This window comes from Pseudomonas sp. NDM (genome assembly GCF_003105095.1).
GTDB classification, from domain to species: Bacteria; Pseudomonadota; Gammaproteobacteria; order Pseudomonadales; family Pseudomonadaceae; genus Aquipseudomonas; species Aquipseudomonas moraviensis_A.
Genome location: NZ_QETJ01000001.1, coordinates 14,690 through 40,028, shown reverse-complemented (window position 1 = coordinate 40,028; position 25,339 = coordinate 14,690). Strand labels below are relative to the sequence as shown.

The following is a 25,339-nucleotide window of genomic DNA, read 5'->3' as shown; positions in this document are numbered from 1 at the left end:
AGCCTTCGGCAGCACCTACAGTTGGAATGCATTTCCCTGTAGGAGCTGCCGAAGGCTGCGATCTTTTTGCTTACTTGATCAATCTGCCCAAGCTGTCCAGCAGGCGCTGCAACGCGCCCTGATTGCGGCGCATCACCGCCAGCCCGGCCTCGGCCATGCGCTGCGCATCGCGGGGCAATTCGAACAAACGCTGCACTTCAATCGCCAAGCCTTCGGCGTCATCGACTTCGACCAACGCCCCGGCTTCGCGCATCTGCGCGGCGATATCGAGGAAGTTGAACAGGTGCGGGCCGCTGAGCACCGGTTTTGCCAGCGCTGCAGGTTCGAGCAGGTTGTGCCCACCGTTCGGGACCAGACTGCCGCCGACAAAGGCGCTGTCGGCCAAGGCATAGAGAAACAGCAACTCGCCCATGGTGTCGCCGAGCAACACGCTCGTCTGCGCATCGACCTTGGCCCCGGTCGAACGACGCACCGTGGCGAAGCCTTCGCGCTGGCACAGTTCGAACACCGAGTTGAAGCGCTCCGGATGGCGTGGCACCAGAATCAACAATGCATCGGGATGACTGCTCAGCAAGCGACGATGGGCATCAAGCAGCACCTCGTCTTCGCCTTCGTGGGTGCTGGCGGCGATCCACACCGGGCGGTCCTGTGCCTGCCACTGGCTGCGCAACTCGGCTGCGCGTTGCAGCAGTTGCGGGTCGATGGTCAGGTCGAACTTGATCGAACCGGTGACTTCGACTGTTTGCGGACGCGCGCCGAGATCACGGAAGCGCTGGGCCTCGGCTTCGGTCTGTATGGCGAACAAACTCATTTCCGCCAGCATCGGCGCCGTGAGTTTGCTGAAGCGGCCATAACCACGCGCCGAACGCTCGGACAAGCGTCCGTTAGCGAGCGCCACCGGTATCCCGCGCTTCGCGCACTGATGAATGTGATTGGGCCACAGCTCGGTTTCCATGATCACTGCAAGCTTGGGCTGCACCCGATCAAGAAATCTTGCCGCTGCGCACGGCAAGTCATACGGCAGATAGCAGTGCTGGATGCGCGGCTCATTGGCGAACAGCGCCTGAATCCGCTCCGAGCCGGTCGGGGTCATGCAGGTCACGGTGATCGGCAGCGCCGGATGGCGTTCCAGCAGCGCGCGGATCATCGGCGCGGCGGCAATGCTTTCGCCCACCGACACCGCGTGCACCCAGATGCCACCGGGCTGCAGGGTCGGCATGCCAAGCGTGAAGCGCTCGCCAATGCGTTTGGCATACGCCGGCGCCTTGCGCGCGCGCAGCCACAGCCGAATCGCCACCAATGGCAGCCCCAGGTAAAACAGCACGGTGTAGAGAGTTCTATTCATGGCGGCGGAGTTTATCGGCTTTTGTCACCGATCGCCCGCAAGTGCACGGCAAAACGTTCCGCCAGCCAACGCGCGGCCGGGCCGAGCGGTTCGTCGCGACGCCAGACCAGCTCCACCACCAGCGCCGGCGGCGTCCATTCGCTGTCGAGTTCAATCATCTGGCCTTGATACGCCGAATACTGCACAACGTGGCGCGGCAGCCAGGCCCAGCCGAGATCGCGGACCAGCCATTCGGACATCACGTAGAAGCTGTCGGCACGCCACACCTGTGGGCTGGCCGGCTCGTTGCCGGGATAGACGCTGGTCTGCGTCGACATCAGCAGTTGTCGGTGTTGCGCCAGTTGCTGACAGGTCACGTAAGACTGCTGAGCCAGCGGGTGATTGATGCCGCACACCGTGACCATCTCGACACGACCCAGCACGCGGCGCTCAAGGGCTTCGGGGATTTCATCGTGATAGAACAGCAGGCCGAGGTCGGCGCGACGCTCGACCAGTTTGCGCGCAACTTCGCCTTGGGCGGCGCTGGTCAACTGCACTTCCAGGCTGGGAAACTGCTCGGCCAGCTCGCCGAAACTTTCTACCAGCGCCTGATACGGCATCGCCTCGTCCTGGGCCACACGCAGCTGCGCCTCCTGGCCGCGCAGCATGGCCATGGCGCGGCCATTGAGGCGCTCGCACTGGCGCAACACTTCCCGCGCTTCTTCCAGCAACGCCTCGCCGGCCTCGGTGAGAATCGGCTGGCGGCCACTGCTGCGCTCGAACAGGCTCACGCCTAAATCCTCTTCGAGCATCGCAACGGCGCTGCTGATTGCTGATTGCGCCTTGCGCTGCCGCCGCGCCACGGCGGAAAACGAACGCTGCTCGGCGACGTCGACAAATACCCGCAACTGCTCGAGATTCCATTGCATGCCTGTTTCAACCCATCTTCAGAGGAGATAGGTAATGACTTTACCCCATCTGGGCAACCCCTAGAATGTCGCCTCAGCAAGCAACGATTTATCTGAGGGATTGAAATCATGAACGCCTACGTCTATCTGGCCATCGCCATCTGCGCCGAAGTGATCGCCACCGTTTCGATGAAAGCGGTCAAAGGCTTCAGCACGCCACTGCCGCTGATTCTGATCATCGTCGGTTACGGGATCGCATTCTGGATGCTGACGCTGGTGGTGCGCACTGTACCGGTGGGCGTTGCCTACGCCGTCTGGGCGGGAATGGGCATCGTCATGGTCAGCGTCGCGGCGCTGTTCATCTACGGGCAGAAGCTCGACGTACCGGCGATGCTGGGGATGGCGCTGATTGTGCTCGGCGTCGTCGTGATCCAGCTGTTTTCCAAGACCGCCGGGCATTAACGACAAACACATCTCCCCTGTAGGAGTGAGCCTGCTCGCGATAGCGGTCTGTCATTCAACATTCATGTCGTCTGCTACACCGCCATCGCGAGCAGGCTCACTCCTACAGGTTTCGCGCTCAGCCAGTTGATCATCGACAAATCCGTCCTTTTCCCGAGTCTGTATACTGCGCCCTCGTCTTGAACACTGAGGTCGCTGCATGCCATCCGTTATTTCCACCGACGTTCTGATTGTCGGCGCTGGTGTCGCCGGCCTCTGGCTGAATGCGCGCCTGCGCCGCCAGGGTTTTTCGACCGTGCTGGTGGAAAGCGCCAGCCTCGGTGGCGGGCAGAGCGTGAAGTCCCAGGGCATCATCCACGGCGGTGCCAAGTACGCGCTGCACGGTGCACTGACCGGCGCCTCGGAAGCGATCGCCGACATGCCGCGCCGCTGGCGTGAAGCGCTGGCCGGGACTGGCGAGCTGGATCTGTCCGGCGTGCGCCTGTTGTCCGAAGCGCATTACCTGTGGTCGCCAGGCACCCTCGCCGGCAACCTCACCAGTTTCTTCGCCAGCAAAGCCGTGCGTGGCCGGGTCGATCAGGTCAAGGGCGACGACCTGCCGCCGGCCCTGCAAGACAAGCGTTTCAAGGGCAAGGTCTACCGTCTCGCCGAATTGGTGGTCGATGTACCGAGCCTGATCCAGCGCCTGGCTGATCTCGCCGGTGACGGTCTGCTCGCCGGTCAGGTCATCGAGCCGCTGCTGGAGGCGGGCGTACTGGTCGGCCTGAAAGTCGATGGCCGCGAAATCCGCGCCCAGCGCATTGTCCTCAGCGCTGGCGCCGGCACGGCCCAATTGCTTGAAGCCCTGGGCCTGAGCCGGCCGGCCATGCAACGCCGGCCGCTGCACATGATCCTCGCCAAGGGCCCCGGCCTGAAACCGCTGTACGCCCACTGCCTGGGCGGCGGCAGCAAACCGCGCATCACCGTGACCACGCACCCGGCGGCTGACGGCCAATGGGTCTGGTACATGGGCGGCGATATCGCCGAAAGCGAAGGCGTGGCGCGAGAGCCGGCCGAGCAGATCGCCACCGCGCAAAAGGAAATCGCCCAATTGCTGCCGTGGATCGACCTCAGCACCACGCGGTGGGCGACCCTGCGGGTTGACCGTGCCGAGCCGCTGCAGACCGGTCTGACCCGCCCGGACAACGCGTTCCTCGCCGAGGAAGGTCGTCTGCTCGTCGGTTGGCCGACCAAACTGGCACTGGCGCCGGACTTCGCCGACCGGGTCATCGCTTCGCTGCAACACGACGGCATCCAGCCGCAAGCGACCGAGCCGTTGCCGCCGTTGCCGAAACCGCCGCTCGGCGTGCCCGCCTGGGAGCAACTGCTGCCATGACCATCGCCACTTTGCACGAACTCCATCGCCCGCTGGGCAGCACCGGCCTGACGGTTTCGCCGCTGGGCCTGGGCACGGTCAAACTCGGCCGCGACCAGGGCGTGAAATACCCCAACGGTTTCCAGATTCCCGGCGACGACGAGGCGCGCATGCTGCTGCGCCAGGCGCGCGACCTGGGCATCAACCTGATCGACACCGCGCCGGCCTATGGTCGCAGCGAAGAACGCCTCGGCCCGCTGCTGCGTGGTCAGCGTCAGGACTGGGTGATCGTCAGCAAGGTCGGCGAAGAGTTTGCCGATGGCATGTCACGTCATGACTTCAGCGCTGCGCACACGCGGATGTCGGTCGAGCGCAGCCTGCAACGTCTGGAAACGGATTTTATCGATCTGGTCCTGGTGCACTCCGACGGCAACGACATGGCCATCCTCGAGCACGAAGAGGTATACGCCACCCTCGCGGCGCTGAAGGCCGAGGGCAAGATTCGCGGCTTCGGTTTTTCCGGCAAAACCGTCGAAGGCGGGTTGAAGGCGCTGGAGCAAGGCGACTGCGCGATGGTCACCTACAATCTGAACGAACAAAACGAAAAGGCAGTCATTGACTATGCTGCTGCCCACGGCAAAGCCATTCTGGTGAAAAAAGCCCTGGCCAGCGGTCATGTCTGTCTGAGTCCGGGAGTCGATCCGGTGCGCGCCAGCTTCGAGTTGCTGTTCGCTCAGCCGGGCGTCGCCAGTGCTATTGTCGGCACGATCAATCCGCTGCACCTCGCCCACAACGCCGCGACCGTTGCCCAGGTCCTGCGTGGTCACTGACGCCGCCCCGCGGCCTTAAGCAGGAGCCGATATGCCGCGCACGCTCATCCGCAAGAACCCGAGCAACTTCAAGACGCTGCCGCTGTTCGTCGAAGCCACGCCCGAGGGCCTGAGCTATCAGAGCGTCGGCATGCCGCTGAATTTCGCCCAGACCCTGCAACGGCGCAAACCGGTCAGCGTTGCCGACAGCGAGCGCTTTGCCCTGGAGCTGGCCAATCTCGGCGTATCCGTGCGCCTGACCCTGCATTGGCAGAACCGCGATTACTGGGTGCTGGTGCGCCAACGTCGGCAGGATCGCGGCGACGTGGTGCTGAAGCTGATTTCCGGTTACGTGCCGGCCCACGAATTGAACATCCCGCTGCACACGGCGATTCAGGAAATTGCCGAAGAATGCCTGCTGGAAACCCCGGAAGGCTGGCTCGGCGGGCGTTTCAACGACACCTGGCTGCCAGCGCCCTACTCCGCTGCGCTGCATTATCGCGAGGCATTGCCGTTTCGCCTGACGCCGCTGTCCGGTTCGGCGCGTCCGGTGCGCTGCGCCAACCTGCAATTGCTGGAGCGACCACGGGCCTACGTGCATCTACCGACGGCGTCGCTGCAATTGATCTACGACTTGCGCCTGGAAGTGCCCAAGGAAGCCAAGTCCCTGAGTCTGTTTCATGTCGATGAACGCCTCGAGGGCGATCAATTGGTCGCGCGGCTCGACCGCAAGCGGCCAGACCTGTATCTGATGCCCCTCAAGGACGGCGCGCCAACTGCGGAGCTGTTCACCCTCAAACGCGACAAGCTGATACCGGCCAGCACCCGCGGCATTCATCTGGCCGAGAGCTTCGCGACGCAACAGGGCTGGGTCGTGCACGACGAGCGCATTCGCTGGAAGGACTGGTTGGTGCAGCAGGGCCTGCAACCGGCCAAGGCACCCCGCACCGGCCTCAAGCAGTTGAGCATCAAGGCACTGCGTCTGGTCGGGCTGGGCAGGAAACGCGCAAGCCGCTAGCGGCGGCGATCCCACCAGGTGCGCAACGTCGCGAAGAAGTGAAAGTAACGGTTTTCGCGCTTGCCCATGCCACGCTTGGGTGAGAACGACTCTTCGGCAAATGCCCCGGTGATGCGCACCCGGGAGGCCTGAATCGGCAGTGTGCAGACCTTGGCGCCTGCCTCCAGTAGCGCGTATTTGAGCAAGCGCTCGGAGTGCAGCTTGCGGCCGGTCGCCTGGCAGAAATCGAAGACGCGCTCGATGCGTTTGCCGTAGGCGACATAGGTATCGCGCCCGCATACGGCGAAACGGTCATTCAGACCGCCCCACCATTGCCAGTCGGGGATATAGACGTTGTGCCGCCGCGCCTCGACGTGGTTGAACACGTAGCCTGGCAGCGCGGTGTGGAAGAAATTGTCCGGCCGCACGAACACGACAAAGTCCGGATCGAAGGACTCGATCTCGGTGGTGACGGTGTGCAACGAGTTGAGCTGGTAAATCAGGTTGCGCAGCGATGCATAGTCATCGGCCCAGGTATCGCCCAGTGCCTTGACCTGCTCGAAACTCCAACGCTCCAGCACACCGTCGGTCGAGGTAAGCGCGCCGCGCATGGACTCGAAGGGCCGATAGTTGTCAGCCGCCAGCTCGCCCTTCTCGCCGGAGCGCGAATTCTGCACTTCATCGATTTTATACAAGTGATAAAAGCACTGGACGTCGCTGCCCGCAGGCAACTGTGCCAATACGTTCTGTTCGATGGAGGGGAAGCAAATCTGGGAATTCCTCGGAATCCCGAAAAATGCCACGGCAATTTTCAACACTCGATTGCACCTATGAAGAAATGGTTCGGCCCGGCAGGCACGTGACGGCGGCGCCGCTTATTTGCGCTTGAACAGTTTTTGCCACCAGCGCCGGGGTTGCAGCGGCACGACAATCACATCGGACTTCTGCAACCAGTCCCGCTCGTAGTCCCAGGCATGGCCGCCCCACAGCTTCCCCGCCTCGTTGGAGAAGCCCAGGGTCATCAACTGATAGGTGTAACCGACATGCCCGCGCAGCCAGTCGAACAGCACCAGCGTGTTGAAGCCCGTGGACGGCCCGACGTAGTGTTTACCCCCCGGGCGGTCGATCGGGTAATTCCACAGCGGTGGCAACGGGATGCGATCCCAATACATCGCCACGCGCGGCAGTGGACACATCGGCGCCGCGCACCCCACCAGCATGGTGAAGCAACGCTGAGCCGCGCGGTCGAACAGTCGCTGTACGTCCGCATTGCCGGGCAAGCCGAAGAAATAGGCATCGGGCGCGTTGTAGCCGTGCACGAAGAGATTGACGCTCTGCTCGTTGAGCAGCGACGCCTTGATGCAGTGGTTGAAACTGACGACGACATCATCGGCGCCGATGTTCAGCGCCTCGAAGTCGGCTGCGGTAATGGCGGGATTATTGGCGATCAGCACTACTCGGGCGGCGCGACTCAGGCATTCACGCAGTGCATCGGGCAAGGCCTGCAAAACCGACTGGTCGCCACCGGGCAGCGCATCCAGCGCCATGTATTCGTCCGTCATTCAGGCTGGCACCTTCATGCCGTAGCGCAATTTGACCCAGAACCGGGTGAACGCCGACGGCGGCTGCCATGGGCGCATCTCACGCTGGATGGCTTCGGCGAGTGCCTGGCCGACCCGCGCAAACGAATAGCGACTTTCGGCGAACGCCTGGCCGTTGCTGGCAATGCGTTGTGCCAGTTCGGGGTCGTCCTGCAGCATTTTGATTTTTGCCACCGCCTCGTCTTCGCTGCGGTAGAACACCGTGTTGTGCATGTCTTCGAAACCGAGCAAGCGGTCTTCTTCGCCCTGACTCCAGGCCAGCAGCACACAGCCGCACGCCATGGCCTCGAAGTTCTTGATCATGAATTCGTTCATGCCGATATCGGCGCTGACGAAGATCTTGATGCGATTGAGCGTTTCGAGGTATTCGGCGCCTGATTGGGTGCGGGTCACGAGCATGCCGGTGCGCCGCGAGAGGGATTCAAGCATGGCCTTGCGCTCGGCGTACTCGGTGCTTTTCAGGCTGCCGAGGAAGCCGATCGGGATATCTCGTTCGACCCCGGTGTTGTGCAGCATCTGCTCGTCGTAGCCCTTGGAGACGAACAGCGTATCGATGCCTTCGGCGAGCATCTTGCGCGCGACAACAGCGCCGGACACCAAGGCCCGGCAGCTCGGCAAGCGGCTGTACAAACGCGAGTAGACGCCACGGTACTTACTGGCGGGCATGTAGTTCTGATAGGCGTCGTGTTCAAGAAAGACCAGCCCGGGAATGCACTTGAGCACCCGCAGTTGCGGAGCCAGTCGCTTGACCCGGGAGAAAATCACCACGCGGTCAAAGGTCTGGTAGTCGACTGAAGCCAGAAACGCACCCAGGTTCATCTGCTGCTGTTTGCTCAGACGATAGATGAAACATTCATCACAGTTCTGCTGCACGATGTCGTAGAGCCGGTCGAGAATGACCCGCTGTTCGTCCATCACCAGGAGCATGACTTTCATAAATTAATCGACCACGTAATGTAGGCAGGCAAGCGCAGCGGATTCAAACCTGCCAACATCAACGGAAACGGTGAGATCCCCAAGGCAAAATCCGTTCACACGCAGTACACAACGGTAAAGATTCATCTGATCAGCGACTGCGGATTTTTTCGACAATCGCCGTCGTCGAACTGTTTTCCACCAGTCCCAACACTTTCACGGTGCCACCATACGCGGTGACGATATCCGCGCCGACCACCTGGTCGATGCCGTAATCGCCACCCTTGACCAGCACATCGGGTCTGACCTCGCGCAGCAGATTTTCCGGGGTGCCTTCGGGGAAGCTGATGACCCAGTCGACCGCCCCAAGGCCCGCCAGAACGGCCATGCGTCGGTCGACGCTGTTGATCGGGCGGCCCGGCCCTTTCAGGCGACTGACTGAAGCATCATCGTTGACCGCAACGATCAGACGGTCGCCCTGGGCCCGTGCCTGTTCCAGATAGGTCACATGCCCGGCGTGGAGAATGTCGAAGCAGCCATTGGTGAAAACGATTCTTTCGTTATGGGCACGGGCGTCGGCGACGGCCAGCACCAATTGCTCAAGACCGAGCACACCGCGTTCCGAACCCTCTTCACGCTGAATGGCGCGACGCAGTTCCGGGGCGCTGATGGCGGCCGTACCGAGCTTGCCGACCACGATACCCGCCGCCAGGTTGGCCAGCGCCACGGCATGGGGCAGGTCTTCGCCGGCAGCGATCGCGGCGGCGAGGGTCGAGATGACCGTGTCGCCCGCACCGGTCACGTCGAACACTTCCCGCGCACGCGCCGGCAAGTGCAATGCCGCCTGGTCCGGGCGCAACAAGGTCATGCCATGCTCGCCACGGGTGACCAGCAGCGCACCGAGTTCAAGCTCGTGCATCAGCGTCGCACCCTTGCTGACGAGCTCGTGCTCGTCGACACAACCGCCAACGATGGCTTCGAATTCGCTGAGGTTCGGCGTGATCAGGCTCGCGCCACGATAGATGGAAAAGTCCTTGCCCTTCGGATCGGCCAGCACCGGAATGTTTTTCGCCCGCGCGGCCTGGATCAGCGCCTGATGGTTTTTCAGCGCGCCTTTGCCGTAGTCGGAGAGGACCAGCACCTTGATGCCTTCAAGCAGGTCATCGACCTGCGAACCGAGGGCCAGGGCGTCGGTGGCGAAGGGCTCTTCGAAGTCGATACGCAGCAATTGCTGGTGCCGGCTCATCACCCGCAGCTTGACGATGGTCGGCTGGTGCGCGATGCGCTGGAACAGGGCGCGGACGCCGGCGCCCTTGAGACTGTTGCTCAGGCTGTCGGCGGCCTCGTCATCGCCAGTCACACCGACCAGCGACGCCGGTGCACCCAGCGCGGCAATGTTCAAGGCAACGTTCGCGGCACCGCCCGGACGGTCTTCGATCTGCTCGACCTTGACCACCGGCACCGGCGCCTCAGGGGAAATCCGTGAGGTTCCGCCATGCCAGTAACGGTCGAGCATGACATCGCCGACTACCAAGACAGGGGCTTGATCGAAACGCGGCATGGACAACTTCATGGAGCAACCCACATACAAAATGAACAGGGGCGCGATATTACCACAGGGTAAAGCGCCGTCCGCCTCAATCTGAAAGGTCACGCACCCAGAACAGTTCGTGACGCCGCACGGCCTTGCGGAAAAACTCGTTACTGCCTGTGACCGGCCAGCGGCGTCCGGCAAGCATCTGTTGAATGACGCGACGCAACTGCCGCTTGAATCCGAGCGCGCCCTGCAGGTCATGCTCCATGGCCAGCGCCATGGCCTTGTCCAGTTGCATATCCGCCGACAGCACCGGGCTCCACAAGCGATCAGCCGGCAACGGCTCGATCGCCGGCGGCAGGGCGATACCGCCACCGGCCGGGCCCATTGGCCAACGATCATTGTCATGCAGATGGTTGGCGTACATCAGCAGGGTCGACGGCTTCCACGCACTGGTTGCGATGGCTTCCAGCAGGGCACGGGTGGAGGCGACGTGATCGCTGTGCGGGTCCAGTTCGGGATGCGGAGTGACGACGACCTCGGGGCGAAAGTGCTCCAGCAATCGCTGCATATCGCCGACCAGATTGTTCCAGGTCGGCGCACCATCGACATCGCCCGGCAGTGTGAGCGGATTGTGCTGGCGGACAGTGCGCACATCGTTTTCGCCGGATTCGCGCGAGCCGAATGAAGTGTCCGGCTCTTCGGCCATGGCTGGCAATTGCAGGCAGTAATAGCCCAGCTGTACGCATCGACTGGCCGGCACCCCGCCCCACATCGGAATGCTCAGGCTGTCCCAACTGCGTAGCCTGCCCTTCAGCCGAGCTGCCTGAGCCTTGTCCAGACCCAGGCGCTGGAAGTCTTCGGCCTCGATTTCGCCCTGGGTCAGCGTGACGATGCTTGCTTCTTCGCAGCGCCTGTAGAGGCCGAACGCAGCCAGCTCGGCATCATCGGCGTGAGGCGCGATGACCATCACCCGTTGCTGCGCGTAATCGGGATTGCTCATGACCCATAACGTACCGGCAGCGCTCAGGGTGCAATGGCGACCGCGCAACGTCAGGGTATTTTCACCCAGCGCTACGGCCTGCCCGGACAGATTGAGAAAGCGCCGGCCGCTGACGCCCCGCTCGAAATCCTGGCGATCGTTCCCCAGTTCGACATAAGGATCCAGCCAGCGCCCGAGCCAGGTCGCCTTGACCTCGAGTTCAAGCACCAGCGTTTCTCCCGGCGCCAGCGACTCGCTCAGACGCAGGACACCGGCATCCAGCTTCACGGCCTGCTGCGCAGCATCCTTGGGAAAGTGATATTGATAGTCGTCAGCGGCGCGATAGAACAGATGGTCGGCAAACCACGCCTCATGCGCCACCCAGGCCAACACCAGCAATAACGGCAGCAGCCACCAGCCCAGCAGGAAGCCGGCCGCCAACAGCACGATCAAGAACGCAATCAGGAACAGGCGCTTGCTGCGGCGATGGGCCTTGAGGAGCTGTTGCTTGCGAGCAGTCATGGATTCAGACCTTGTAGACGGGCACCGTGTGACACCAGCGATCCTTGTATTCTCGGTCAGCACGGCCGAACGAATAGCGCAGCGTCTTGCCCAGTGCCTGAGCATCCGCCCAGGCCTGCTGGGTGTTGACGAAACTCAATACGCTGCCAGGGCTGAACTCGCGACTTTGCGGATCGACGCCGCCATTGACGTACTCCAGCGACACCCACTGCGGCGCTTCGACCCGGTAGAGAATCTGGATCGCCACCGGTGCCGATTCAAGCATGACCACTGACCCGGTCATGAACTCGCGCAGCAGGGTGAACACTTCGACCAGCCCGGCCTTGCCGGGCACTTCAAAGCCCCAGCGACGCTGAAACAGATCGCCATAGGCGGCAGCCTGCTCCTGTGGCGTCAAGTCGGACATCGGCACAAGCGACCCGCCTGCCTCTTCCAGCAGGCGCTGCTCGCGTCGCTGGTTGTAGCGAAACTTCTTCGAGTAATCCTCGGGCAACCGCGCCAGTGCCAGCCCTTCCGGTTGCGCGCGCAGGGTGCTGATCTGCTCGGCGTTGAGTTGCGAAACGTACGCCATGCGCTGGCGCACCGGGACGACGACGTCTGCGGCAATCGGCAGAATCAGTTCGGCATTGCCCATGTCGAGCAGCCCGCGCTTGCCCTCGCGCTTGAGGACTTCCTTGGACAGCGCGGCGTGCCGGCCCCAGCAAGCAACAGCCGCGACGACGTCACCATCGACGATCCAGCCGAGGTAGTGCAGCTTGATGCCGACAAACGTCGACAGCCGCTCCACCACCTCGGGATGAGTCGCAAAACTGCCACCGAAGCGCTGCCATGCTTGGGCATAAGCGGCCTGATCGATCTCGCTCCAGCCGCGCTCACGCCAGGCGCGAAACGCCGTCAGCATAGGTCAGTCACATGGGTCGGTTGCAGCTCGTCGCCTTCTTCGAATTCCTTGGCGTGCAAGCGGGCGTAATAGCCATTCTGCGCCAGGAGCTGGGTATGAGTGCCGCGCTCGACGATCTTGCCTTCGTCCATGACCAGAATCAGATCGGCCTTCTCGATGGTGCTCAAGCGGTGAGCGATCACCAGCGTCGTGCGGTTCTGCACCACATGATCCAGCGCCGCCTGGATATGCCGTTCGGACTCGGTATCGAGGGCCGACGTGGCCTCATCGAGAATCAGCAGCGGCGCATCCTTGAGCAATGCCCGTGCAATGGCGATGCGCTGACGCTGGCCGCCGGACAGCAGCACGCCATTCTCGCCGACCAGCGTCTCGTAGCCCTGCGGCATCTTGATGATGAACTCATCGGCGTAGGCTTCAGTGGCCGCGCGCTTGACCTCGTCGAACGGTGCTCCCGCCAGATCGCCGTAAGCGATGTTATTGGTCACCGTGTCGTTGAACAGCGTGACCTGCTGGGTCACGAGGGCAATCTGCCGACGCAGGCTGCGCAGGGTCAGGTCCTGCACCTGCACGTCATCCAGCAGAATCTGCCCGTGCTCCTGCTCATGCTGATAGAAGCGCGGAATCAGGCCGGCCAGGGTGGACTTGCCGCTGCCGGAGCGACCGACCAGCGCCACCATTTGCCCGGGCTCGACGACGAAACTGATGTCATCGAGGACTTTTTTCTCGCTGTTCGGATAACTGAAGCTGAGGTTGCGCACTTCGAGGCGACCTTGCAGACGGTCGCGCTCGACCGTGCCGTGATCGACTTCCGCCGGTTCGTCCAGCTGTTCGAAAATACTCTCGGCGCCAGCCACGCCCTTCTGGATCGTCGAGCTGACTTCGGAGAGCTGGCGAATCGGCTTGGGCAGCAGGCCGGCCATGGTGATGTAGGCCACCAGATCACCAGGCGACGCATCACCCCGAAGGTACAGCACCAGAAACATCACCACGGCCATGGCGCTGTACGTCACCAATTGCAGCATCGGCGTATACACCGCGCCGGTCTTGGTCATTGTCAGTTGTTTATCGGTATTGCTCTGGCTGGCGTCGCGAAAGCGGGTCTTCTCATAGGTTTCGCCGCCAAAACTGCGGACCACGCGGTACCCGTGAATGGTCTCGGACGCCACGTGCGTGACATTGCCCATCGACACCTGAATCTTCTTGCTCTGCTTGCGGAATTTCTTGCTGGTGCTGTTCACCATCAGGCCGATGACCGGCAGGATCGCGACCATGACCAAGGTGAGTTTCCAGTTCATCCACAACAGGGTGCAGAACAGGAAGATCACCGTCATGCCTTCGCGGATCACCACCTTGATCGCATCCGTGGCGGCGCCGGTGACCATGGTCACGTTGAACGTGATGCGGGAAATCAGATGACCGGAATTGTTCTTGTCAAAATAGCTGTTGGGCAGATCCAGCAGCTTGTTGAACAGCACAACCCGCAGGTCATGCACCAGGCCCAGGGAGACCCGCGCCAGAAAGTAGTTGCCCAGATACGAACCGACGCCTTGCCACACGGCAATCAGCACGATCAACAACGGCACGCTTTCGAGCAGCTGCAACTTGCCGAGATAGGGGTTGCCCGGGAACAGACTGGCCTCTGGATTGGCCAGGCCATCGACGAAATACTTGAGGATGTATGCAAGCATCGGTTGGGTCGAGGCGAAGATCAGGAAGCCGACGATACTCAGGATGAACAGGCCGGCGTAGGGACGCACGTAAGCCAAAAGGCGGAAATAGATCGCCAGCGTTGACTGGGCTTTCGGTTCAGGACTGCTCATGGGAATCCGCGTAAATCAGTGAGGCGGCGATGATATCACAGGCCCTTTTGCGCCGATAAACATCACCGGGCGCCAGCCTTTGGCCAAGTCGGTTAAGATAGCCGGCTCACGATGGGGAGTCTGGCATGCAATCGATTGATCACAGCACTTACGAGGCACTGCGCAAAGGTGCTCAGGTACTCGAAGCCGACGGTTCCGGCGACAAGGTGCTCAGGTTGGCCGACGGTCGCATGCTCAAACTGTTTCGCCGCAAGCGCTTGCTGAGTTCGGCGCTGTTCTTTCCCTATGCCCAACGCTTTGCCAACAACACCAGAGCGTTGCAGCAGCGCGGCATCCTCTGCCCGGATGTGATCGCCGTTTACCGTATTCCGAGCATTCAACGCGACGGCGTCTATTACGCGCCGCTGGCGGGCGAGACCGTGCGGCAATTGCAGGGCACTCCCGAAGAAACCGACACGTTGCGCGCCCGACTCGGGGCGTTCATTGCGCAACTGCATGAGAGAGGCGTGTACTTTCGATCCTTGCATTTCGGCAACGTGGTGCAGACACCGGACAATCATCTCGGGCTGATCGACATTGCCGACCTGCGTTGCCAGCGACGCGCCCTGAGCGATAGCAAGCGACTGCGCAACTTCGCTCATCTGCTGCGCTACAAGCAAGACCGGCAATGGCTGCTCGGCCAGGACGCCGGCAAAACTTTCCTCGAAGGCTACCGCCAGGCGTTGCCAGGCAATAGTCAGGATGCGCTGATCGAGCGCTTGCGCCTGCTGCTGAGCTGACCTTTAACGGCCGATCACCAGAATTGTCGCGCCCTTGCGATTGGCGAAGCGCTCGATGATGCGCATTTTGTGCGCCATCAGCCACTCGCCAAGCCACGGCTCATCACCTTTTCCTTCAATGAGGAAATAGCGGTACTGACCGGCATGCTCCGGCGACATCGCCTGCTCGCGGGTCAGCGTCGGCAGAACATAACCCCGTCCCGCGTAGTAGCTGATGCGACCGTCTTCGAACCAGGCTGCAGCGTCAGGCTCGACATGCTCGGACAACCAGCGTCCCGCCGCCACGTAATGGGTTTTGCCAGCGCCGGTGGAGATCACGTTTGACAGCATCACCAGCAGCGCTACGACCACCAGCGCCTTGGTCCAGCGTGGAAACTGCCGGGCAAACCCTGCCAATGCCATAGCCAGCGCAGGTACAAATAACAGGTTCAGGAAGCTCAGGTAACGCGTGTTCATGAACTGCAGCTTGATGAAAAACAGAATCAGCACCACCAGATACAACAGCGCAACCCAGGCGAACAGGCGATAGTCGCGCCAGTAATCGCTCAGCACCGACCAGTTGCGGCGCAGTACGAAAGGCGCAGCGAAAGGTCCCGTCAGTTTGACGAAACTGATCGCCATTGCGGCCAGCATGCCAAAAAACACAATGCGCCCAGCTTCGTCCTGCGAATACTTGGTGATCAACGAATTGGCAAATTGTTCTGAAAGTGTCTGAAACGAGGCGTACACGCCTTGCGGCGCAATCATGTCCAGATAGAGCACGAAGCGCGCAGACATCAACACGCCCGAGGCCGCGGCGACCGCAAGCCCCAACACAGGCAGTAACCCCAGCTGCAACAATCGTATGCGCTGGCCAGAGCGCCACAAACCCGGCAACTGCCACAGCGCCAGCGCCGGCAATAACAGCAGAGCTTCCAGTCGAAACAAGGCTGCAGCCACGATCGCCAGATGAATCAGCCCGGCTCTGAGCCAGCCGCCCAGGGCTTGCCAGCGCAACGCCTGCCACAATGTCAGGGTGCAGAAAAACCAGAAGCCGCATTCGCGGATGATGTCATTTCGAAACGCATTGACTGCCGGCATCGCCAGCACGACCAGGCATGCCCAGCCGGCGATCTCGGGAGAGCGGCGGCGCACGCAATCCACCATCAGGGCACTGGTGCCGGCGAAAAACAGGCCGCACCACAGATAGGCACTCAATTCCAGGGGCAGATGCGTGACGCGATGGGTCAGCGCCAGAAGGAAGGAAAACCAGGGCCAGTCGAAATGCTGCCAGGCGGCATCAGTGCCATGCAAGACCACCTGCTGCGCGATATCGATGTACAAGGCGGCATCGCGCCCGACCGTGGCAGTACCTGACACGGCGACCAGCGAGAGCAGAATGCTTGCCCAGAACGCCACGCTGACCGGTCGTTCACTGATTACCTGAGCGGCCTTGGCCACCCATTTCCTATCCGTACCTTTCACCCAGCCCCCTCAACATCACGCGCCACAGGTCCGCAGAAATCAATAATCCGGTTTATCGAAACAGCAGGCGCAGCGCTTTGCGCAAGTACGACCAACGCCCCAGGATGTGCCAGTCGGCCCGTAGCGCTTGCATATAGAAGGTCTTCGCCAGCGCGTACTCACGATGCGAGTAGCAATCCCGGAACAATGACAGGCAACGCTGCGCCAGATAGGCCTGACGCAAATCATGAAACTCTTGGGGCATTCGCCGACTGGAAAAAACCTCGCTGACAACTTGTTCGGTACCCGCCGCAAGACTCTGGTGCAGGTCATGACGCATGCTGTCTGCGTGCTTGTAAATGAGCGCCAGTGGTTGCTGCAGGACGCTGCAAGGGAACCGCGCCAACACCTGCGCGAAGACCGGCAAGTCCTCGACGTTGCGCAACTGTTCCGGATAGTTGCCCGGTGCGAACACCTCGCGATGCATCGCACAGGCGCCGTTGGAGATCGACACGGTTTTATCCAGCAGATAGCCCTTGACCCGCTGCCGCACCGTGGCAGGCAATGGCTTTACAGGCTGCAGGCTGCGTTTGCCCCCGGAGAAAACCGACCAGTGCGCGCCGATGATCATTCTGGTCTCGGGGTTGCTCGCGATATGTCGCGCCAGAGCGGCCAGCGCCCCCGCCGCCATTTCGTCATCAGCGTCGAGAAACACGAGAAAACGCCCGCTGGTTTCCTCGATCCCGCGGTTGCGCACGCAGGAAAGTCCGCCATTGCTTTGTCGTATTGCCCGAAATCGTCCGGCATGCTCGACCAGCAGTCTGTCCAACACTTCAGGCGTCGTGTCTGTAGACCCATCATCGATGACCAGCAGATCCGCTGCGGCCTCGTGCAACTGCGCCAATACCGACTCCACTGCCCGTGGCAGCGATCTGGCGTAGTTGTACGCGGGGATCACGACGCTGATCAGTGTTTCAGTCAAGACCGTTTCCTTGCACGCCTTCTTTGACGACAAGAATATCTTCCATGATCAGATATTGCAGGTCAGAGCCGAAAAACATGTTCAGGGCGTCAGTCGGCGAGCAGATCATCGGTTCGCCCCGACGGTTGAGCGACGTGTTCAGCGATACGCCGTTACCGGTCAGGTCTTCCAGCGCCTTCATCATGTCGTAGTAGCGCGGGTTGTACTCACGCTTGAGCACCTGAGCGCGTGAAGTACCGTCTTCGTGAACGACTTCCGGGACGCGCGTCTTCCACTCCTCGGCCACTTCGAACGTGAAGGTCATGAACGGCGCGGGGTGATCGATCTTGATCATCTGTGGCGCGACGGTGTCGAGCATCGACGGGCAGAAAGGCCTCCAGCGCTCACGGAACTTGATCTGGTGGTTGATGCGGTCAGCCACACCGGGAATGCTCGGGCAACCGATGATCGAACGACCGCCAAGTGCACGCGGGCCGAATTCCATGCGGCCCTGGAACCAGGCCACCGGATTGCCCTCGACCATGATCCTGGCAATCTCTTGCGGCATGTTGTCGAGTTTGCGCCAGGTCGGCTTGTTCTCATGACGGGCGCAGGCGGCAATCACATCTTCGTTGCTGTAAGACGGGCCAAGGTAGACGTGCTCCATCTTCTCCACCGGTACGCCACGAGCATGGGACACGTAAGCGGCGGCGCCTACGGCCGTACCAGCGTCACCGGATGCCGGCTGGACGAACAGCTCTTTGATGTCGTCGCGGGCAATGATTTTCTGGTTCAGTTTGACGTTCAACGCACAGCCGCCGGCGAAGGCCAGCTTGCCGGTTTCCTTGAGCACATCGCCCAGGTAGTGGTCGATCATCTGCAGCGCCAGCTTCTCGAACAGCGCTTGCATGCTGGCGGCGTAGTGAATGTAAGGCTCGTCGGCGATGTCGCCTTCTCGCTTCGGCCCCAGCCACTCGATCAGCTTCGGAGAAAAGTAGAAGCCTTTGCCCTTCTCTTTATAGCGGCGCAGGCCGATGACGTTGGCGTAGTCGGTGTTGATCACCAGCTCGCCATTCTCGAACGAGGCCAGACGCGAGAAATCATATTTGCTGGCATCGCCGTACGGCGCCATGCCCATGACCTTGAATTCGCCATCGAGCATCTCGAAGCCGAGAAATTCGGTGATCGCACCGTACAGACCACCGAGGGAGTCCGGATCGAAGAATTCCTTGATCTTGTGGATCTTGCCGTTTTCGCCGTAGCCGAAGAAGGTCGTGGCGTATTCGCCCTTGCCGTCGATGCCGAGGATCGCGGTTTTCTCTTTGAAACCCGAGCAGTGGTAGGCGCTGGAGGCGTGAGCCAAGTGATGCTCGACCGGCTCGATCTTGATTTTCTTCGGATCGAAGCCCAGTTGCTCCAGGCACCAGACGATCTTGTTGCGATAGCGCTTGTAGCGACGGTTGCCCATCAGGATCGCATCGAGCGCGCGATCCGGTGCGTACCAGTAGCGCTTGGCGTAGTGCCAGCGGGCTTTGCCGAACAGGCTGATCGGGGCGAAGGGAATCGCCACTACGTCAACGTCGGAAGGTTTGATGCCAGCTTGCTCGAGGCAGAACTTTGCCGATTCGTAGGGCATGCGGTTCTTTGCATGTTTATCGCGTACGAAGCGCTCTTCTTCTGCCGCCGCGACCAGCTTGCCGTCGATGTACAAGGCTGCGGAAGGATCATGGCTAAGGGCGCCGGACAGGCCAAGAATCGTCAATGCCACAGGGGTCTAGCCTCTTTAGTCTGCATGCAGGCGCGATGCGCCTTGAAAATTGATGTGTCCTCGCACAGGGCGAGTGACAGCTAAAGGGCGGGATTATAGCGTAAACGTCACTGAAATTACCCTGTACGAATTGACTCGTGGCGATCGGAGGAAAGAAACCGGGCGCGAGTATTCAAGTACAGCCCGCCCCCGAGCAACCATCCGGTGAAATTAACATCGGAGCCCAGCAGAGCACAGTTGATGGCTTCCACAGAAGTTGTAGGACAAATCGCGGTTTTCTGTCCGCCAACGCAAACGGGCATCTTTCAACGCATTCGCGCCCTTTCGCCAAAGCCTTCAACCAGCGCCGGGGGCTGCCTTCGGCAACCGCTGATCAATCGCCTTGTACAATGCACTGCTTTCAGGCCAGTTGCGCATGAATCGCGCGCGATCACGGGCATAGGCCGGTGCAAAACTGCCGTCGGATCCATGCTGACACATCGAATCCAGATCGATCAGCGCCCAGCGATCCTGCTGCCAGAACAGATTGTGCCCCTTGAAATCGCCATGACTGATGCGCTCGGCGATCAACCGGGCAAACAGTTGATCCAGCGCCTGCAACTCGGCTTCCGGTGCCTGGCCACTCTCCACGTAGGGCGCGAAGCGCTCGATGATGTCCGGCCCAGGCAGATACTCGGTGACCAGATAGGCACTGCGACGCAGCCACAAAAAGCGCTTCTCCAGTACCGCCAGCGGTTTCGGCGTGGCGATGCCAAGAAAGCCCAGACGATTGCCTTCGCGCCACGAGTGCCAGGCCCGGCTCGGGCGCCAGAAGCGTTTGAGCCAATGGGCAAAACCCTTGATGTTGTAGCGCTTGATCACCAGCGTGCGGCCGTCCGCCTCGACTCGGCCGACGCTGGCCGCGCCGCCGGTCTTGTACAGATGCCCCCGATCAAGCAAGGCGTCTGCCTGATCGAGCACTGGCAACATGGCAGCCTCTTCTTCGCGGCGAATCGCGCGCAAAGCGAATGCGCCGCGGTGAACCGAAAACAAGGTGCAATCGCGGCCGACCTTGATCAGATAATCCCTGAGTCGCCAGCTACGAACCTTGTCGATCTGCTTCTGCAATGCCTCCAGTGGCAAGGCATGTTCGCTGTTGCTCAACAGGTAATACACCAGCAATTCTTCAGTGAACGGTTCGAGTGACTTGGGCAACTGGGCGAAAAATACCCCGAGGTTTTCCAGCACCTTTTGCCGCGACAACGGCTGCCCCGGCGTTTCGGCACGCACGCCAGCACCATCGATCAGATACAGCTGAGCGCCGTGGCGCAGCAGATTGTCCAGGTGCAGATCTTCCTGCCAGAGTCCTTTGCCGTGCAGCCGGCCGATCGCATCCAGCGCTTCGGCCAACACCGCCGTTTGCTCATCAGCCAGCACGGGCAGCGACTCGACTTTCGCCCAGGCATCGCCGAGGCTTTCAGCCTCTTCAAGAAAGTCGAACAGCAGCCAGCCGCCCTCGCCGTCTTTCAGGCCATCAGCCAACAGCAGCGGCGTGGTCATGCTCTGGGCGGCCAGCAACCGCACGCCTTCGAGCTCACGCTGGAAATGCCGGGCGGCTTTGCTGCCCACCAGCAATTTCGCCAGTACCGGCCGGCCACGCCAGACCCCGGCACCGACATAGCGCTGCCCAGGCAACACCCGCAGCAGACTCAGCAATTGCAGATCCGCCGCACCGGCCGCATCCGCCAGCGTCACAGTCAGCGGTAAAGAAGGTGTGCGCCCGGCCAGGGCCAGCTCGGACAAGCGCATCAGCGGGCCTCCTTGTGGCTGCGCCGCGCCGTCAGCCGCACCAGCCAACGGTCGAGCAGTGAACTGTCATCCGGCTGATCCAGATAAGCCGCGAGCAATTGCCGCAAGTCTGCCTCGCTCCACTGCGGCGCGCGGCGTTGCAACGGTTCGAGATCCTTGACCCGATCGCGCATGCCGAACAGCAGCGGCCGGGTTTTCTCCAGATCGATCAGCTGTGCCTCATAGCCGTCGCCGGTGGCACGCAGAAAAATATGCTTGGGATAAAAACAGCCATGCACCTGCCGCACGCCGTGCAGACGCCGCGCCAGCAATCCGCAAGCCTTGAGGATGGCCGAATGTTGCGCGTCGCTGAGTTGCCCCCAGCGTTCGAGCAACGAATCCAGATCGCTCCAGCCATCCAGTGCGCGGGTGAGCAAAATGGCGCGCACTTCTCCGTCGACCTTGCGCTCACCGAAAAACGCCGCCTGCAGCGCCGGAATGCCGAGCTTGCGATAGCGGCTGATATTGCGGAATTCGCGGGCGAAACTCGGCTCGCCAAAGGGCGCATGCAAGGTACGCGTCAGATAGTTGCTCTGACGCTTGAGGTAGTAACCCTGGCCTTCCAGATCCAGGCGAAACACGCTGCTCCAGCCGCCACCGGCAGTGTTGGGCTCATCCACAGCCTCAAGCTGTTTGGCCCACAGCGCATCGAAAGTGCCGAGACCGTGACGCTCCAGCAGCGCACGGTCTTGTTCGGCGAGAAAATCAGTCATTCCCGTCCCTCAAAAAATCTCACCACGTGCCGAATCCGTTTCTTGTCGGCAACATCGAGCCGATCGCACTGGCGGTATTGCTTATAGAAGCGCAGGCGCTGGGTATTGGACAGGTGATATTTGGCCAGCTTGTCGAGACAGGCCAGGTCCTTGGTGATTCGGTACTTGAGCCAGAAGCCGCGCCAGAATTCGCCATTGGGGCAGTCGATCAGAAAAATCCGCGCCTGATCATCGATCAACAGGTTGCGCCATTTCAAGTCGTTATGGGTAAAGCGGTGATCATGCATTGTCCGGGTATAGCCGGCCAGTTGACGACTGACGCCGTCGACCCAGGCGCGATCTTCAAGCTTGGGATCCTTGCGCTCGGCCAGTGCCGAGAGGTCTTCGGTGTTGGGCAACTCACGGGTGATCATCGCGCCACGATCGTAGGCCGCGCCCCGCCGCTCCAGCCCCCAGGCCACCACCTCGGCGGTGGGAATGCCCCACTTGGCGAAGCGCTTGAGGTTCTGCCACTCCATCTTCACCCGCGGCTTGCCGAGGTAGCGGCGCAGGCCCTTACCGGCGCCGACGTAGCGCTTGACGTAGTAATTGACACCGTCGCGCTGCACGCGGATCACCTCCGACAGCGGATCGCGGGTCAGGCGTTCACCCTGCAACGCAAACACCGCTTCGAGGCTGCCGAAATCTTCGGCAAGCTCGCTGTACTGCGGCTCAAGAGTCCAGCCCGCCATCAGAGCGCGTCCCCGTAACGCTGCTTACGCTCGTAGAGCTTGTCGGCCTTGCCTTGCAGCCAGTTCAGCAGCGGCGCTTCCTGCGCCAGAATCTGCCGCAGCGGCTGCTGGAAATAGCCCTTGAGGAAACGCAGTTTGTCGCGGCGGGTCAGGCCGATATCCAGCGCCGAAAAGTACAGCGCCGCCAGGTCCTTGTTGCGCCAGCGTTGAGTGATCTTCGCGCGGGTCTGGGCACGGTGCAGGTCGATCACCGAGAGCTTGAAATCTTCCGGCGTGACCGGCTTGTCGGTGTGCAGCAGGAAGTGGCAGATGTAGCAGTCACGGTGGTTGACCCCGGCGCGGTGCATCATGCCGGTCATCCGCGCGACTTCGGCAATCAGCGCGCGCTTGAGCTTCGGCTCCGGCGGCTGTTTGACCCAGTCGATGCTGTAATCTTCGAGACTGATGGTCGGCGCCAGTTCTTCGGTGACGATAAACGAATGCTGATCCGCCGGATTGCTGCCCTTCTCGCCATAAGCGACGGCGGTCATGGTCGGCACGCCGACCTCCTGCAACCGCTGAATGGCTTTCCACTCTTGCCCGGCGCCAAGCACCGGCAGTTTGGCGGTCAGCAGATTCTTGAAGATTTCACCCCAGCCGATGCCACGGTGGATCTTGACGAAAAAGCCATGCCCGTCGACTTCCGTGCGCAATGTCCGGCGCGCTTCCAGCTCGCGGTATACCTCGCCCTGCAAGCCTTCGACTGCGGCGAACGGGTCGCGTCCGGCCCAAAGGCTTTTGAACGGTTCAGCCAGCATCAACTTCATTAAGCGTGCTCCGCCAGAATCACATCGGCCGCGTGCTGCGGCATGCTGTAGAGGTCGGCCGTCTCGGCGAAGGCCAGACCGTTGCGGCTCCAGGCCGCACGTGCAGCGTCGTTGCTCAACATCTCGGTCAGGTACTGCGTCAGTTGCGCCTGCTCGAACGGCTCGTCCAGCACTCGCCCGGCATCCGCCTCGGCAATGTAATGGGCGTAACCGCAGACCGCGCTGACCAGCACCGGCAACCCGGCCACCAGCGCCTCAAGCAGCACGGTGCCGGTGTTTTCGTTGTAGGCCGGGTGAATCAACAGATCGGCGCCAAGCAGAAAACGCGGGATATCGCTGCGCCCTTTGAGAAAGGTCACATTGTCGCCCAGGCCCAGCGTCGCACTCTGCATCTGGAACAATTTGGGGTCATCCTGGCCGATTACAAACAGCCGCGTGCGTTTGCGCAATTCGCCAGGCAATCCGGCCAGCGCTTTCAGGCTGCGATCGACACCTTTGGTCTTGAAGCCGGAGCCGATCTGCACCAGCAGCAGTTCGTCGTCCTTGAGATTGAACTCGGCGCGGAACCCGGCGCGGATTTCATCAGCATTCGCTGGACGCCGACGATCCTGGGCGATGCCCGGCGGCAGCAGGTGGAAGCGTTCGAGCGGGGTGTCGTAATACTTGATGAACAGTGGCTGCTGCACTTCGGAAATCATCAGTACTTCGGTCTTCGCGTCTTTGGCAAACACCGCGCGCTCGTACTCGGCGAAGTGGCGATAGCGGCCCCAGCGGCGGTACAGCGAGTTACGCAGGTTCTGCGCCTTGTCTTCGAAGCAGCCGTCGGCGGCGTAGTAGACGTCCAGGCCCGGCATCTTGTTGAAGCCGATCAAACGATCGACCGGGCGCCTGGCCAGATCCGCTGCCATCCACGCGCTGAGTTTTTCGTTGCGGCGGTGATTGAAGAACGCCTTGACCGGCGCCACCAGCACTTCAAAGCCCGGCGGTACGTCGCCTTCCCAGATCAGCGTGTAGACGCGAATCTGATGACCACGCTTCTGGCATTCGAGGGCTATGCGCATGAAATCGCGCTGCAAGCCACCGAACGGGAAATATTTGTACAGGACGAATGCCAATTGCATCAGCGCAGCTCCTCAGCCATCAACAACGTGCTCAGTCGACTGGCGACACGCTCGGGATTTACACGCGTGAAGCACAAGGGCTGCTCGCGTTTCAGGTCAAACTGACGGGCATCCTGCTCGGTCGGTTGATAAGTACATTTCTTCTGCAGGCAAGGCGCGCACGGGAAGTCGCTGGCCAGATGAATCTGCAATTTGCCGTAAGCGCCGGTCAGGCCCGGGTTGGTCGGGCCGAACAACGAAATGGTCGGCACGTCCAGCGCAGCGGCCAGATGGCCGAGTCCGGTGTCCACCGCCACGCAAGCCTGCGCGCCGGCGAGGACTTTGCCGACGCCGGCCAGATTCAGCTTCGGCAGCACTTCGGCGTGCTTGAAACCGGCAGCGATGCGCTCGGCGCGGGCCTTTTCCTGCGGGTTGCCCCACGGCAGTCTGACGCCGACGCCAAGATAGCCAACGCGCTCGGTCAGTTCGCGCCAGTAGAGTTCCGGCCAGTGCTTGGTGTCCCAGGTGGTGCCGTGCAGGAACACCACGTAGGCATTCCTGCGTGGCAACTCGACCAGTCGTTCGACGTTGAGGCCGTAATCGCCGAGGCCTTTGGGCAAGTCGTACCCGAGGGCAATGGCGAACAACTGCCGCACGCGCTCGACGGCGTGCTGACCACGGGCCACCGCCAGTTTGCGGTCATAAAAACGCGAAGCCATCGGCTCACGGGCCGAACCCTTATCGAGACCGGCCACCGGCGCTTTGACGTAGCGGGTCAGCCAGGCGCTTTTCAGCAGGCCTTGGGCATCGATCACCAGATCGTATTTGTTCGCGCGCACGCTTTGCTTGAAGCGTTTCCACTCACCGCTGGTAATGGTCTTCCAGATATTTTTGCGCCAGCGGCGGATCGCCACCGGAATCACTTTGCCAACGGCCGGGTGCCAGGTCGGGATCTCGGCGAAGCCTTCTTCCACCACCCAGTCGAATTTGATTCCGGGAATGGCCCGGGCGGCGTCAGTCAGCGCCGGCAACGCATGAATCACGTCGCCCAGCGATGAAGTCTTGATCAGCAATACCCGCAA

Annotated in this window: 23 protein-coding genes; 5 read left to right on the top strand and 18 right to left on the bottom strand. The window is 61.4% G+C overall.

Annotation, left to right across the window (positions count from 1 at the left end):
• Positions 1–70 precede the first annotated feature (70 nt).
• Both waaA and DCO47_RS00150 read right to left on the bottom strand, forming a co-directional pair.
• Positions 71–1,345, bottom strand: coding sequence for a lipid IV(A) 3-deoxy-D-manno-octulosonic acid transferase (waaA, locus tag DCO47_RS00155; RefSeq protein ID WP_116657174.1), 1,275 nt, complete (start codon positions 1,343–1,345; stop codon positions 71–73).
• Positions 1,346–1,356: 11 nt separating this feature from the next.
• The gene (locus DCO47_RS00150) at positions 1,357–2,253 is read right to left on the bottom strand and encodes a LysR family transcriptional regulator (protein WP_042607776.1); all 897 of its coding nucleotides are present in this window, start codon (positions 2,251–2,253) and stop codon (positions 1,357–1,359) included.
• A gap of 108 nt (positions 2,254–2,361) precedes the next feature.
• Between DCO47_RS00150 and DCO47_RS00145 the strand changes: the two genes are divergently transcribed.
• The 4 genes from DCO47_RS00145 to DCO47_RS00125 all read left to right on the top strand — a co-directional run bounded on the left by DCO47_RS00145 (position 2,362) and on the right by DCO47_RS00125 (position 5,875).
• The gene (locus DCO47_RS00145) at positions 2,362–2,694 is read left to right on the top strand and encodes a multidrug efflux SMR transporter (protein ID WP_042607775.1); all 333 of its coding nucleotides are present in this window, start codon (positions 2,362–2,364) and stop codon (positions 2,692–2,694) included.
• A 199-nt stretch (positions 2,695–2,893) separates the two neighbouring features.
• Positions 2,894–4,069, top strand: coding sequence for an FAD-binding oxidoreductase (locus DCO47_RS00135; protein WP_116657173.1), 1,176 nt, complete (start codon positions 2,894–2,896; stop codon positions 4,067–4,069).
• Positions 4,066–4,878, top strand: a complete 813-nt coding sequence (locus DCO47_RS00130; RefSeq protein WP_042607773.1) for an aldo/keto reductase — start codon at positions 4,066–4,068, stop codon at positions 4,876–4,878. Before DCO47_RS00135 ends, DCO47_RS00130 begins: the two co-directional genes overlap by 4 nt.
• Positions 4,879–4,909: 31 nt before the next feature.
• A complete protein-coding gene (locus tag DCO47_RS00125) occupies positions 4,910–5,875 on the top strand; it encodes a hypothetical protein (RefSeq protein WP_042607772.1) in 966 nt (321 codons plus the stop codon).
• On the opposite strand, the gene DCO47_RS00120 is transcribed toward DCO47_RS00125, so the two are convergent.
• The 7 genes from DCO47_RS00120 to msbA all read right to left on the bottom strand — a co-directional run bounded on the left by DCO47_RS00120 (position 5,872) and on the right by msbA (position 14,129).
• Positions 5,872–6,672, bottom strand: a complete 801-nt coding sequence (locus DCO47_RS00120) for a hypothetical protein (protein WP_116657172.1) — start codon at positions 6,670–6,672, stop codon at positions 5,872–5,874. The genes DCO47_RS00125 and DCO47_RS00120 overlap by 4 nt on opposite strands.
• Before the next feature lie 57 nt (positions 6,673–6,729).
• Positions 6,730–7,416, bottom strand: coding sequence for a hypothetical protein (locus tag DCO47_RS00115; protein WP_116657171.1), 687 nt, complete (start codon positions 7,414–7,416; stop codon positions 6,730–6,732).
• Positions 7,417–8,391 carry a glycosyltransferase gene (locus DCO47_RS00110; protein ID WP_064363163.1) on the bottom strand — a complete coding sequence of 325 codons (975 nt, stop codon included), beginning with the start codon at positions 8,389–8,391 and terminating at the stop codon, positions 7,417–7,419.
• Positions 8,392–8,521: 130 nt separating this feature from the next.
• Positions 8,522–9,943 (bottom strand): bifunctional D-glycero-beta-D-manno-heptose-7-phosphate kinase/D-glycero-beta-D-manno-heptose 1-phosphate adenylyltransferase HldE, encoded by a 1,422-nt coding sequence (hldE, locus tag DCO47_RS00105; RefSeq protein WP_042607768.1) that lies wholly within the window; start codon positions 9,941–9,943, stop codon positions 8,522–8,524.
• A 64-nt stretch (positions 9,944–10,007) separates the two neighbouring features.
• Positions 10,008–11,408, bottom strand: coding sequence for a PIG-L deacetylase family protein (locus DCO47_RS00100; protein WP_116657170.1), 1,401 nt, complete (start codon positions 11,406–11,408; stop codon positions 10,008–10,010).
• Between the two features lie 4 nt (positions 11,409–11,412).
• Positions 11,413–12,309 carry a GNAT family N-acetyltransferase gene (locus DCO47_RS00095; RefSeq protein WP_042607766.1) on the bottom strand — a complete coding sequence of 299 codons (897 nt, stop codon included), beginning with the start codon at positions 12,307–12,309 and terminating at the stop codon, positions 11,413–11,415.
• Positions 12,303–14,129, bottom strand: coding sequence for a lipid A export permease/ATP-binding protein MsbA (msbA, locus tag DCO47_RS00090; protein WP_042607765.1), 1,827 nt, complete (start codon positions 14,127–14,129; stop codon positions 12,303–12,305). The genes DCO47_RS00095 and msbA overlap by 7 nt, the downstream gene beginning before the upstream one ends.
• A gap of 125 nt (positions 14,130–14,254) precedes the next feature.
• On the opposite strand from msbA, the gene DCO47_RS00085 reads away from it, so the two are divergent.
• Positions 14,255–14,908 carry a lipopolysaccharide kinase InaA family protein gene (locus DCO47_RS00085; RefSeq protein ID WP_064363173.1) on the top strand — a complete coding sequence of 218 codons (654 nt, stop codon included), beginning with the start codon at positions 14,255–14,257 and terminating at the stop codon, positions 14,906–14,908.
• 3 nt (positions 14,909–14,911) lie between these two features.
• On the opposite strand, the gene DCO47_RS00080 is transcribed toward DCO47_RS00085, so the two are convergent.
• The 9 genes from DCO47_RS00080 to waaC all read right to left on the bottom strand — a co-directional run bounded on the left by DCO47_RS00080 (position 14,912) and on the right by waaC (position 25,339).
• Positions 14,912–16,348: a hypothetical protein gene (locus DCO47_RS00080; protein ID WP_252873773.1), complete on the bottom strand. Its 1,437-nt coding sequence runs from the start codon at positions 16,346–16,348 to the stop codon at positions 14,912–14,914.
• 76 nt (positions 16,349–16,424) lie between these two features.
• Positions 16,425–17,333: a glycosyltransferase family A protein gene (locus tag DCO47_RS00075; protein WP_064363177.1), complete on the bottom strand. Its 909-nt coding sequence runs from the start codon at positions 17,331–17,333 to the stop codon at positions 16,425–16,427.
• A complete protein-coding gene (locus DCO47_RS00070; RefSeq protein ID WP_116657168.1) occupies positions 17,326–19,080 on the bottom strand; it encodes a carbamoyltransferase in 1,755 nt (584 codons plus the stop codon). The genes DCO47_RS00075 and DCO47_RS00070 overlap by 8 nt, the downstream gene beginning before the upstream one ends.
• A 336-nt stretch (positions 19,081–19,416) precedes the next feature.
• The gene (locus DCO47_RS00065) at positions 19,417–20,868 is read right to left on the bottom strand and encodes a lipopolysaccharide kinase InaA family protein (RefSeq protein WP_116657167.1); all 1,452 of its coding nucleotides are present in this window, start codon (positions 20,866–20,868) and stop codon (positions 19,417–19,419) included.
• Positions 20,868–21,620: a lipopolysaccharide kinase InaA family protein gene (locus tag DCO47_RS00060; RefSeq protein ID WP_116657166.1), complete on the bottom strand. Its 753-nt coding sequence runs from the start codon at positions 21,618–21,620 to the stop codon at positions 20,868–20,870. The genes DCO47_RS00065 and DCO47_RS00060 overlap by 1 nt, the downstream gene beginning before the upstream one ends.
• Positions 21,617–22,351 (bottom strand): lipopolysaccharide kinase InaA family protein, encoded by a 735-nt coding sequence (locus DCO47_RS00055; protein WP_042607758.1) that lies wholly within the window; start codon positions 22,349–22,351, stop codon positions 21,617–21,619. The genes DCO47_RS00060 and DCO47_RS00055 overlap by 4 nt, the downstream gene beginning before the upstream one ends.
• Positions 22,351–23,157 (bottom strand): lipopolysaccharide core heptose(I) kinase RfaP, encoded by an 807-nt coding sequence (gene rfaP / locus DCO47_RS00050; protein ID WP_064363185.1) that lies wholly within the window; start codon positions 23,155–23,157, stop codon positions 22,351–22,353. Before rfaP ends, DCO47_RS00055 begins: the two co-directional genes overlap by 1 nt.
• The gene (locus tag DCO47_RS00045; RefSeq protein WP_042607756.1) at positions 23,157–24,278 is read right to left on the bottom strand and encodes a glycosyltransferase family 4 protein; all 1,122 of its coding nucleotides are present in this window, start codon (positions 24,276–24,278) and stop codon (positions 23,157–23,159) included. Before DCO47_RS00045 ends, rfaP begins: the two co-directional genes overlap by 1 nt.
• Positions 24,278–25,339: a lipopolysaccharide heptosyltransferase I gene (gene waaC / locus DCO47_RS00040; RefSeq protein WP_042607755.1), complete on the bottom strand. Its 1,062-nt coding sequence runs from the start codon at positions 25,337–25,339 to the stop codon at positions 24,278–24,280. The genes DCO47_RS00045 and waaC overlap by 1 nt, the downstream gene beginning before the upstream one ends.